This window comes from Devosia sp. (genome assembly GCF_040509215.1).
Classification (GTDB): domain Bacteria; phylum Pseudomonadota; class Alphaproteobacteria; order Rhizobiales; family Devosiaceae; genus Devosia.
Genome location: NZ_JBEVLL010000372.1, coordinates 1 through 11,001, shown reverse-complemented (window position 1 = coordinate 11,001; position 11,001 = coordinate 1). Strand labels below are relative to the sequence as shown.

The window sequence follows — 11,001 nt, the reverse complement described above, 5'->3', positions numbered from 1 at the left end:
GGCGGTCGGTGAGGTCGTGCGTTGCCGGCTGGCCGCGCACGATGGCGTTGAGTTCGCTGAGGGCTTCGATCTGTTCCGCCACGACGCGGCGCATGGCTGCGGCGCTGGCACGGGTTTCCTCAGGCAGCTCGTTGACGCCGCGGGCAAGTTCCGCACGCGTCGATTCGAGTTCGTGGCCGACTTCGCGGGCCGTTTCGCGCATGGCGCGAGCGGTCTCGGCAAAGCGCTGAGTGGCTTCCTCGATTGCCTGCTGCATTTCGCTGGCGAGACGACGCTGGGCTTCCTGCAAGGCGGCATTGGTGCGGCGGCTTTCGCCATCGGCGGTTTCGCGGAAGTCGCCGAGGCGGGTCGATACTTCTTCCGTCGTCTGGTCGAGCGTCTGGCGGAAGGTCGAGGTCGACTGGTCGATGGCCTGACGCAGCTGGCTGGTATTGGCAGCGATCGTGTTGCGCACCGAGCTGGTCGTGTCGGTGATGGTGTCGGCCAGCGAGCTCGTGGTCGAGGTCAGGACATCGGTCACGCTGCCAGCGGTCGAGGCAAGCAGGTCGCTGACGCGGCTGGCATTGTCTTCGAGGTTGGCGTTGACCTGTTCGGCCTGAGCGGCGAGGGCGGCACGGACCGACGACGAGGTCTGGGTGAGGGCCGCAGCAGCGGCTTCGGCGGCGCGCTGGACGGCGCCGTCGACCTGCGAGGAGCGCTCGTTGAGGGTCGAGGTGAAGCGCTCATTGGTGACATAGAGCGCGTCGTTGACGCTGGCCGTCGCGTTGTTGAGCGCTTCGGTAACGGTGACGCTGGTCGAAGACAGTGCTTCGTCCATGGCGCGGCGGGCGGCAATCATGCGGCGTTCGGTATCGTTGACCGTGTCGGCAATCGACTGGGCGAACATGCGCATGCGGCCGTCGATGTCGTCGGCGCGGGTGGTGAAGCTGGTTGCAAGGGCATCCATGGCGCCACGGCGTTCTTCGAGCGATTCCAGCGCATTGGAGCTGGTGGCTTCGAGGGCGCGCGATGCCTGGGACATGCTGACGACTTCGATGTCGAGCTTGCCGAGGACATTGGCGAACTCGTCGACCATGGCGCCGATGGTGTGCTGGAGCGCACCCACATGGCGGCTGACCATCTGGCCGGCCTCTTCGGTCTGGCCCATGGCGTCACGCATTGTGCCGGCATAGCTGGCGGTCTGCTGGGCAATCGAGGTTTCGAGCGTCGCCAGGTTGGTCGTCGAGGCGTCGAGAACGCGCTGCAGCAGCAGGTTAGAGTCGTTGAGCTTGTTGAGCGCAGCGCTGACGTCGGTGAGGATCCGGCTCGACGAGACGGACATGATTTCCTCGGCATCGCGAGCGTTGCCGGCGAGGGCCTCGCGAAGGAGATTGCCGTGGCTGCGGAGAGCCGATTGCAACTCGTCCGACTTTTGATCGACGAGCGCGGCGAACTGCGAGGTGTGGCCTTCGACCGACTGATTGATTTCGCTGAGGCGCTGTTCGATCGAGTCGACGGTCTGCACGGCCTTGACCGAAACGATCTGGTCGATCGAGCCGGCAGCGATGCGGATCTGGTCGAGCGCGGTGCGAACGGCCGAGTCCATGCGATCGGCCGTGGCGGCCACGTCGGAGGAAATCGCGTGGGTCGCAGCGGTGATGCGGGTCGAGATGGTTTCCTCGATACGGTCGGCGCCGGCTTCGAGATCGGCCATGGACTGGGTAATCGAGGTGTTGATCGAGGCGTTGAGCGCGGCGAGGCGTTCGGCCGTGATGTCGGCGCGGGCCGTAATGGCTTCCGGCAGGGTGCCGAGACGCTTGTCCACGAGGTCGACCATGGAATTGCGTGCGGCTTCGACGCCGGTTTCGACGATCTGGGTCGCCTTGCGGACGTTCTCGTCGAAGCTGGCACTAGCCGCATCGATGCGCGAGGTGACGCCGGTCTGGGCTTCGTCGACGCGCGAGAGGGCAGAGTTGAGCTTCTCGGTCATCGCCAGGCCGATTTCGGCAACCTTGCCTGCAACCGTCGCCGACATATCGCCGAGGCGGCCGGCCATGGTCTCGGAAACCGTACGCAGCGAAGCGTCGATGGATTCGCGCGCCGCGGCGCGGTGCTGGTCGAGCGTCTGGGCGAGTTCGGCCGTGTGCAGGCCGACGGTTTCGCCCATGGAGCTGGTCTGGGTCGACAGCATGTCGGACAGCGCTTCGGTGCGGGCCGCGAGGGCGTTCGAAAGCTGGCTGGTGCGGGTGCCGACGGTGGCCGCCAGTTCCTGAGTGCGGGTGTCGAGCGCTTCGGTGAGTTCGCTGGTGCGGCGATCGAAGGAAGCGTTGAGTTCGCTGGTGCGCGTATCGAGGGCGCCTGCCATGGCGGCGGTGCGCGCTTCGAGGGCGCCGGTCATGGCCGCGGTGCGGGCATCGAGATCGCCGACGAAGCGGCCCGAACGTTCCTCGATGGCGGCAGCAAACTGGGTCTGCTTTTCGTCAAGGGTCGAGGCAAGCGTCTGCGTGCGTTCTTCGAGCTGGCCGGAGAGGGCGCCCGTACGGCTTTCGATTTCGAGCGAGAGGGTATTGGTGCGCTCGGAGAGGGTATCGGCAAGGCGCTGGGTGCGGCCGGCAATGGCCTGGTCGAAGGCCTGGGTGCTGGTCGTGAGCGTCTGGCCCAGTTCCTGCGAGCGAACGCGAATGGCTTCGCTGAGCTCGGTGCTGCGACCGGCAAGGGTCTGCTCGATCGCCTCTGCGCCAGTGGCAATCGCCTGGCTGATTTCGCCGACGCGACCTTCCAGGTTGAGGTCGATGGTCTGGGCGTAGGAGTCGAGACGGTTGGCCAGTTCATGCGAACGGTTATTCAGCACGTCATCGATACGGCCGGTGCGGCTGTCGAGATCGGCGCTAACGGTCTGGGCAAAGGTATCGAGGCGACCGGTCAACTGGGCGGCGCGGCTGTCGAACTCAGTGTTGATCGCCTCTGCATAGGCATCGAGGCGGCCCGTGAGCTGCTCTGAACGATTGCTCAGCACGTCGTCGATACGGCCGGTACGGCTGTCGAGGTCGACATTAATGGCCTGCGCATAGCTGTCGAGGCGATTGGTCAATTGCTCGGAGCGGGTGTTCAGCACCTCGTCGATACGGCCAGTGCGGCTGTCGAGATCGACATTGAGCGTCTGGGCGTAGGCATCGAGACGGCTGGCCAACTGCTCGGAACGGCCGGACAGAACGCTGTCGATGCGACCGGTCTGGTTGTCGAGCGATTCAGTGAGCGTTTCGGCATAGGTGTCGAGACGTTCGGAGATTTCACGCGTGCGGTTTGAGAGGCTTTCGGTGATGGCGGCGGCCTTGGCGCCGATCACTTCGTTCATCTCGCGGGTGCGATCGCTGACGATATCGTTGAAGCGGCCGGATTCCTGGTTGAGCGCCATTTCGAGGACATTGGCGCGGGTCGCAAAGCTCGTGCCGTGCTGATCGAGGCGGGAGAGCAGGCTGTCGCCCTTGTCGCCGATGACGTTGTCGAGCGCGGAAAGACGCTCATCTAGCAAGCCGGTGATTTCGCCGAGGCGCGCATCGAACTGACCGAGCGAATCCTGGCCAGCAGTCGACACGGTGATGCGGGCGCGTTCGGCGGTGTCGTCGAGGGCGCCGTTGATTTCAATGAGCGCGGTCTGCAGGCGGCTCTCGAGCGAGTTGAGCTGAATGGAGACCGACTCGTCGAGCTGACGCGACAGGCCGCCAAGCATGGATTCGGCATCGCGAGCGCGGCTGGACACATCTTCGCCGATGCGGGTGCCGAGATATTCGAGCGCCTTGGTGACGATGTCGCCGCGTTCGCCGAGCTGGTCGACGATCTTGCTGCCGCTGATGGCGAGCAGATTGGCGAGGGCGTCGGTCTTGTCCTCGATCGAGGTCGTGAGCATGACCGTTTGGCTATCGAGCGTATTGCCGATGGAGCCGGCGCGGCTGTCGAGTGCCTCAGTAAGGGTGTCGATGTGGCGTTCAATGGCCGCGGTGAAGGCGGCGGTGCGGCTGTCGAAATTGCTGGTGACGCGCGCAGTGCTGTCTTCGACGACGCCGGCGGTGCGATCGGCCGTGCTGGTGAGCGCGGCGAGGAAATCGGTGGTGCGATTGTCCATCAACTGCGCGAAATTCTCCGAACGCTCGGAGAAGGCGGCGTTGAGCGCTTCGCCGCCGCTTTCGAGCGCACGAGAGAGGCTGCCGCCGCTTTCGGTGATGGTGCCGGCAATGCGCTGGCTGATCATGTCGAGATCGAAGACGAGGCCGGTATGGCTCTCGGTGATCGCTTCGCGCACACGCTCGGTGTTGGTGAGAACGCTTTCGCGCTGGCTGGCGAGTTCGGCGATCAGCGCACGCATGCGCGATTCATTATCGGAATAAGTGCGTTCGAGCGCGGTGACCTCGTTGTGGATCATCACTTCGAGTTCGCCGGCGCGGGAGAGGGCGCGTTCGAGGCCATCGCCGAGGGCATTGACTTCACGACGCACGGCCTGGCCGACCGAAGCGACCTTGTCGGATGCGGTAACTTCGGGCTCGGCAAGGCGAATGGCGGCCTGGGTGATCGAGGACGCGGCGTTGCGCAGATCCTGCGCGCGACGGATCAGGGTCGCGACGGCAAAGAAGCCAAGGACGGGCAGGGCGATGATCGCAACAATGGCGATGAATTCGATGCTGCCAGCAAACTGGGCAAAATTGGCCATTTCCGGGCCATAGCGTAGCACTGCGGCGGTGCCGGCGACGGCAACCCATAGAATAGAGAGAACAGTGGCAAGCCAGGTCGGGGTCGCGGAGGAGCGGTTCTGCAGGCCATAGAGCAGACGCGCTGCGGAAGCGCGGTCGTCATTGGCTACGGCGCCAGCCTGTTGCGCGATCTTGTCGGCGGCACGCAGGCGTTCCGAACGCGGCGGTTGCGGGTCAGGCTTTCTTTCGGCGCGGGGCTTGGTCGCAGGATCGAGGCTGAACACCGATTCCTTGAGCGCATCTTCTACCGCTGAAAAAGCCAGCGCGGCCGGATCGTTCTGGGTGTTCTGATTGTTGGCCATACTCTCTACAACTCTCGCGTCCGCACTCTAGCGACAAAGCGGGCTTCTGGAAGAGACTAGTCCCGCCCCCTTTAAAGGGGCCGTGGTCAAATCGGAACAATTCGATGCAAATGCATCGCCGTTCCAGAACCCTCCGCCGCCGCACGCTGGCTCACCGTTCACTATTACATTCAATTTGATGCAATCCGAACAATTTCCTAGCGAAAGGTTAATTTTCGCGTGGAAACGGCGCTCATGAAACCGCAAACAAAGGCAAAGTTGGGGCTTAATGGCCTGTTCATGAGGTCGCTCTAGGCTTGTACCCAAGCGAATTGTTCCCTCGCCCATGCGAGCGAACGTGTACGGAGTATTCGTCATGGCCCCCGGTGGCACCGCGCTCAAAGCGGAACCCCATTCCGACATCCGAACCCGGACCATGCGGCCGGTCGATCTGGTTCACCTCGCCAATCAGTGCCTCGGCGACGAAGCGCTGGAACTCGAAGTGTTGCGGCTCTTCGATACGACCCTTAGGGATTACTATGGCCGGCTGAAAGTGGCCGGCAGCTTTGACGACCTGACGCTGGTCCTGCACTCGATCAAGGGCGCGGCCGGTGGCGTCGGTGCCTGGGCGATTGCCGACCTTGCCAAGGCTATGGAACACGAAATCCGCAATGGCTGTCCGCTGACGCCGGAACGCATCGACGACCTCGGCCTCGTGGTGGAGGACGTGCGCAATTTCATCGGCCGCATGGTGGCGAACGAGGCGGTTTAGCCGCCGCTGAATGGATCGAATGGTGCGGAGTTGGCAACGCGCGGTTTGACCGCGCGGTTGTCAGATTCTATAGAGCGCCCATATGAAGTCGGTCCTCGCGGCGCCAATGCGTCGGCGACACAGCATTCAGCAGTTTCCATGTCCCTGTCTTCCGCCGCCGAGGTTACTCCTCGGGCTCATCTTGAACCGTTCCGTACCCGTCGTACCTTTGCGATCATTTCGCACCCGGACGCCGGCAAGACGACGCTGACCGAGCGGTTGCTTTCGGCTGCCGGCGCCATTCAGCAGGCCGGTGCCGTGCGCGGCAAGGCGGGGCAGCGTTCGACGCGGTCGGACTGGATGGAAATGGAGCAGCAGCGCGGCATTTCCATTTCGTCCTCGGTGATGACCTTCGAATTCGACGGGCTCACCATGAACCTGCTTGATACGCCGGGCCACTCGGACTTTTCCGAGGACACCTATCGCACGCTTACGGCCGTCGACGCCGCGATCATGGTCATCGACGCCGCCAAGGGTATCGAAAGCCAGACGCTCAAGCTGTTCGAGGTTTGCCGCCTGCGCGATATTCCGATCATCACCTTCATCAACAAGGTGGACCGCGAAGGTCTCGCGCCGCTCGACCTGATCGACGAAATCCAGGGCAAGCTGGCGCTCGATCTGACGCCGGTGCTCTGGCCGATCGGGCAGGGTGTTGATTTCAAGGGTTACATTGACCTTCTCGAAAAGCGGGTGGTGACGCCGCAGGGCAAGACGCTGGCCGAGTTTGACGCCATCGACGATCTGCTTGAGGTGGAAAGCCTCGTGGATGATCCGGTGTTCATGACGGCGCTTGAGACGCTCGAATTGGCGCGGGCCATGCTGCCCGAGTTCGATCTGCAGATTTTTCACGCGGGGCATATGAGCCCGGTGCTGTTCGGTTCGGCGCTGAAGGGTATTGGCGTGGCTGAATTGCTGCGCACGCTAGGCGATTGGGGCCCAGAGCCGCGGCCGCAGCCGGCGCTGCCGGCGCCGATTGCGCCCGATGAGAAGAAGGTGTCGGGCTTTGTGTTCAAGGTGCAGGCCAACATGGACGCCAATCACCGAGACCGCATCGCCTTCGTTCGCCTTTGCTCGGGCACGTTTACGCGCGGCATGCGTCTCAAGAACGTGCGCTCGGGCAAGGATATGGCCGTGGCCAATCCCATGTTCTTCTTTGGCAATAATCGTGAACTGGCTGAAGAAGCCGTGGCCGGCGACATTGTCGGCATTCCCAACCATGGGACGCTATCGGTGGGCGATACGCTGACCGAAGGCGCGACGATCAACGTCACTGGCATTCCGAATTTTGCGCCGGAAATCATTCGCCGCGTGCGCCTGATCGACGCCATGAAGACCAAGCAGATGTCCAAGGCACTGTCCGATCTTGCCGAAGAGGGCGTTACCCAGGTGTTCCGCCGCATGGTTGGCGCCGACTGGATCGTCGGTGTCGTGGGTCAACTGCAGCTTGAGGTGCTCGCGAGCCGCGTCGCCAAGGAATATGGCGTGCCGATCACCTTCGAGCCCATGGGCTTTGAAGTGGCGCGCTGGGTGGAAAGCGATGAGCCGGATGAGCTGAAGCGCTTCATTACGGCCCAGAAGACCAATATGGCCGAGGACCGGAACAATGCGCCGGTGTTTCTGGCGCAGAATGCGTGGTGGGCGGATCGCGCCAAGCAGGATTGGCCAAAAATTCGGTTCCTCACCACCAAGGAAAGACATTGAGCGCGCCCGACCGCATAGAGGAGTTTGTCCTCGCGCTGCAAACCGGCTTTATCGACGGGTCGATCACCAAGCTCAAACTCGGTGGCTATCATGGCGCCGAGGCGGACCTGAAGAGCATCGAGGCGCGAAAAGTGGCGCTGAAAGCAGGCGAGCGGATGAGCTTTGTCTTCCGCTACAAGACGCGCGACATCACCAAGAATCTTGTCATCGACGAAGCCATGAGCTTTGTGCGCGATGGCCTTCTCAATGAATTCCGCAGCGCCCGGCTGGAGACGACGGATTTCGATCTGCAGTTGGAGCGCCAGGGCGACAAGATCAGGCTGAAGAAGGCTGAGGTTGCCGGGCGCGAAGCGGTGCAGGGCGGGCATGACCGCGCCAAGAACCGGCCGCTGACATCGGGTGACAAGGTCTGGATGCAGGCACTTGGCATCTCCGGTGCTGATGGAAAAGTACTTGCGGCATCGCAGGATAAGTTTCGACAAATCAACAAGATGGTCGAGATTTTTGCGCCTTTGATTCATGAGCTTTCGGCCGAGAAGCCGCGTATCGTGGATATGGGCGCGGGCAAGGGCTATCTCGACTTTGCGCTGTTCGACTATCTCAAGTCCGAAGGCAAAGAGGCCGAGGTGATTGGCGTCGAGATGCGGCCGAAGCTGGTCGAGGACGGTAACCGCCTGGCCGAGAAGAGTGGTTTTGGAACGCTGCGTTTCGTCCCTGCATCGATCCTCGATTATGACGCGAGCGGCGCCGATGCGGTGATCGCGCTCCATGCCTGCGATACGGCGACGGACGATGCCATCTTCAAGGGCATTTCATCTGGCGCCGAGCTGATCGCCGTGGCGCCGTGCTGCCACAAGCAGGTGCGGCGGCAGATGGAGGCGGGGTCTTCAGACAATCGCCTCGATTTCCTGCTGCGCCATGGCACGTTCATGGAAAAGCAGGCCGAGATGGTCACCGACGGGCTGCGAGCGTTGCTGCTCGAAGCCTCGGGCTATCGCACCAAGGTCTTTGAATTTGTCTCGGACGCGCATACGCCCAAGAACAACCTAATCGTGGCGCAGAAGGGCAAGGCCGGTTCGCGCGAGGCTGCACTGAAGCGCGTCGCCGAGGTGAAGGCCATGTTCGGCATCGAGAAGCACTATCTCGAAGGCCTGTTGGGCCTGCACTAGGCTCTGGGCGGGGTGACAGTCACGAAGGACAGCGGCACGCGGTTCGATGTCTGCTGCGGTCCTTCCCATTCCCAGGGATCGTAGAAGATACCGCTGCGACCATCGTAGAGCATGAAGTGGTCGTCCATGACGTGGACGATCGCCAGTTTGTTGATGTCGTCCCAGCCAGCCGCGGCGGTGATTTCTCCAAGCTGCCAACCGAGTCCCGCCAGGACGGGCCGCAGTTCGCTCCAACTGGTCTGGTGATGCGCTTTGCCCGTCCAGTCGAAGAGATCAGCGATGTCGTCGTAGGATCGCCCCGTCAGCATCTGCAGGGTCACGACGCCGCAACCGTCTTCTCGCGGGCGCTGGGTGATGAATTGCAGGTGCGGTTCGGCTGTGGTCATTCGATCTTCCTCTTTGTGCCATCGTGGCGAGCCATGCTGCCAATCGCAAGCGTCCATGCCCAAGCGCGACTTCCTAACTGGGCATTGGAGGTCTATATCCCATTGGTACAGCAAGCCAAAAAAGACCTATGACCAAGATCACCTTTGTTACGCCCAGCGGCGAACGCATTGAAACCGAAGCGGAAAACGGTTCCACTGTGATGGAAACAGCCATCATCAACGGTATTCCGGGCATTGTCGCCGAATGCGGCGGCGCCTGCACCTGCGCTACCTGCCACGTCTATGTGGAAGAGGATTGGCGCGAGACCGTCGGCGGTCCGAGCATGATGGAAGAAGACATGCTCGATTTTGCCTTCGACGTGAAGGATTCCAGCCGTCTGTCCTGCCAGATCAAGGTGCGGGATAATCTCGACGGGCTGGTTCTGCTCGTGCCGACGCGCCAGGGCTAGTCACACCGGCGATAGACAAAGGGCATGCCCCAGTCTGCCTCGGTTTCCGGCACGGTGTCGTAGAGATAGAACGTATCTCTATCGACCCAGATAGCGAAGAAGATGGGGCCACCGGCTATTGGCTCCCATCGCGCGCCGTCGCGATCGGGCACCAGTTCCATGGCCGCGTCGGCCTCAATGTCGCGCGGGCCGAGATAGAAGATGTGTGTCTCGTTGGCCGTCTCAATGCGGACGGGCAGGGCGCAGATGGCGTAGTCTGTATCGGGCTCGCCCACGTCCATGGTCGGCATGCTCACCGACCAGGCGCCGACGAATGGCGCAGATTCGCCAATCTCGACTTCCGTCGTGCCCTCAGGCTTGGGCAGGGGTGTCAGGGCGAAGGCCGCGGCGTTGCCAAGACCCAGGGCCATAACCAAGAACCGCAGAAACACACGCAAAAAATGCTCTGCACGGGCCAAATTTCGGTCGGCAAATTCTGGCATTTTTGCCCCGAAGCAGCGGGCACTTTGCGCTGAACGGCGGGCCTCAGGATTATTTTGCCCGTGTTTGCTTTGCCAGTCTGGTGTCATTCTAAGGTGACCCCTGCTAGGGAAATATAAAAGCGATTGAATTTCAACGCCTTGCTCCAATCCCCGGCATTGGAATATTTTGCCTCATCGTTGGAATAGGACTGTTATGACTCGCCTCAACACATTCCCGTTGAGTTTTAAGGTCAAGGGCAAACGTATCATCATCGTCGGCGGTACCGACGAGGCCCTGAACAAAGTCCGGTTGGTCGCAAAGACGACTGCTTCAATAGAGATTTACGCAAGGCAGGTTGAGGCCGATTTTTCCGGTTTTGACGTGACTGTTTTCGAGCGCCCGCTGGCTGCCGAAGACATTGCCGGCGCCGCGCTGGTTTTCGTGGCCGATGACGGTCCTGACGGGCAGTTGGCGATGGCCGAGGCCCGCGGGCTGAACATTCCACTCAATGTCGTCGACGTGCCCGGCGAGTGTGATTTCTACACGCCGTCGATCATCGACCGTGCGCCGCTGACCGTTGCGATTTCGACCGAGGGCGATGCGCCGGTGTTGGCGCGGCTGGTGCGGGCGCAGATCGAGGCGATCCTGGCCCCAGGGCTTGGCAAGATTGCCGGTCTCGCTGGCAGTCTGCGCCACAAGGTTGAAAGCCTGATCCACGATGGTGCTGCCCGTCGGCGCTATTATGAGGATCTGGTCACCTCTACCGCCGTAGAGCAGGCCATCGAAGAAGGCCGCGGCGAAGTCGAGGCCGAAAAGCTGCTGGCGAGCCATGTCGAGAAGGGCGTGGGGCAGGGCGTGGTCTGGCTGATTGGTGCTGGTCCCGGTGCTGCCGATCTCCTAACCCTTCGCGCCCAACGCCTGTTGCAGCAGGCCGATGTGATCGTGCATGACCAGTTGGTCCCGGCGGAAGTCGTTGAAATGGGCCGGCGCGATGCCGAGCAGATTTGCGTCGGCAAGG

Annotated in this window: 8 protein-coding genes; 5 read left to right on the top strand and 3 right to left on the bottom strand. The window is 62.1% G+C overall.

The features are described 5' to 3' along the window. On the bottom strand, positions 1-5,026 hold a 5,026-nt coding region (locus ABW043_RS21030), incomplete at its 3' end, for an apolipoprotein A-IV repeat region-like domain-containing protein (protein WP_353923152.1). A 355-nt stretch (positions 5,027-5,381) separates the two neighbouring features. Here ABW043_RS21030 and ABW043_RS21025 point away from each other — a divergent pair. The 3 genes from ABW043_RS21025 (at position 5,382) to ABW043_RS21015 (ending at position 8,686) form a co-directional block, all read left to right on the top strand. Continuing rightward, positions 5,382-5,777: an Hpt domain-containing protein gene (locus tag ABW043_RS21025; protein ID WP_353923151.1), complete on the top strand. Its 396-nt coding sequence runs from the start codon at positions 5,382-5,384 to the stop codon at positions 5,775-5,777. 138 nt (positions 5,778-5,915) lie between these two features. Beyond that, on the top strand, positions 5,916-7,517 hold the full coding sequence (locus ABW043_RS21020; protein WP_353923150.1) for a peptide chain release factor 3: 1,602 nt from the start codon (positions 5,916-5,918) through the stop codon (positions 7,515-7,517). Beyond that, on the top strand, positions 7,514-8,686 hold the full coding sequence (locus ABW043_RS21015; protein WP_353923149.1) for a class I SAM-dependent methyltransferase: 1,173 nt from the start codon (positions 7,514-7,516) through the stop codon (positions 8,684-8,686). Before ABW043_RS21020 ends, ABW043_RS21015 begins: the two co-directional genes overlap by 4 nt. Here ABW043_RS21015 and ABW043_RS21010 read toward each other — a convergent pair. Then, the gene (locus tag ABW043_RS21010; protein WP_353923148.1) at positions 8,683-9,072 is read right to left on the bottom strand and encodes a hypothetical protein; all 390 of its coding nucleotides are present in this window, start codon (positions 9,070-9,072) and stop codon (positions 8,683-8,685) included. The genes ABW043_RS21015 and ABW043_RS21010 overlap by 4 nt on opposite strands. 128 nt (positions 9,073-9,200) lie before the next feature. Here ABW043_RS21010 and ABW043_RS21005 point away from each other — a divergent pair, with 128 nt between their 5' ends. Then, positions 9,201-9,521, top strand: coding sequence for a 2Fe-2S iron-sulfur cluster-binding protein (locus tag ABW043_RS21005; protein ID WP_353923147.1), 321 nt, complete (start codon positions 9,201-9,203; stop codon positions 9,519-9,521). Here ABW043_RS21005 and ABW043_RS21000 read toward each other — a convergent pair. Further along, on the bottom strand, positions 9,518-9,931 hold the full coding sequence (locus ABW043_RS21000; protein ID WP_353923146.1) for a hypothetical protein: 414 nt from the start codon (positions 9,929-9,931) through the stop codon (positions 9,518-9,520). The two genes, ABW043_RS21005 and ABW043_RS21000, sit on opposite strands and share 4 nt — an antisense overlap. Positions 9,932-10,196: 265 nt before the next feature. Between ABW043_RS21000 and ABW043_RS20995 the strand changes: the two genes are divergently transcribed. Continuing rightward, positions 10,197-11,001 (top strand): NAD(P)-dependent oxidoreductase (locus tag ABW043_RS20995; RefSeq protein ID WP_353923145.1); only part of this gene is annotated, 805 nt, incomplete at its 3' end.

Coding starts and splice junctions, on each gene's coding strand:
- ABW043_RS21010 (WP_353923148.1), bottom strand. CDS start 9,072: ATGACCACAGCCGAACCGCACCTGCAATTCATCACCCAGCGCCCGCGA.
- ABW043_RS21025 (WP_353923151.1), top strand. CDS start 5,382: ATGGCCCCCGGTGGCACCGCGCTCAAAGCGGAACCCCATTCCGACATC.
- ABW043_RS21020 (WP_353923150.1), top strand. CDS start 5,916: ATGTCCCTGTCTTCCGCCGCCGAGGTTACTCCTCGGGCTCATCTTGAA.
- ABW043_RS21005 (WP_353923147.1), top strand. CDS start 9,201: ATGACCAAGATCACCTTTGTTACGCCCAGCGGCGAACGCATTGAAACC.
- ABW043_RS21000 (WP_353923146.1), bottom strand. CDS start 9,931: ATGGCCCTGGGTCTTGGCAACGCCGCGGCCTTCGCCCTGACACCCCTG.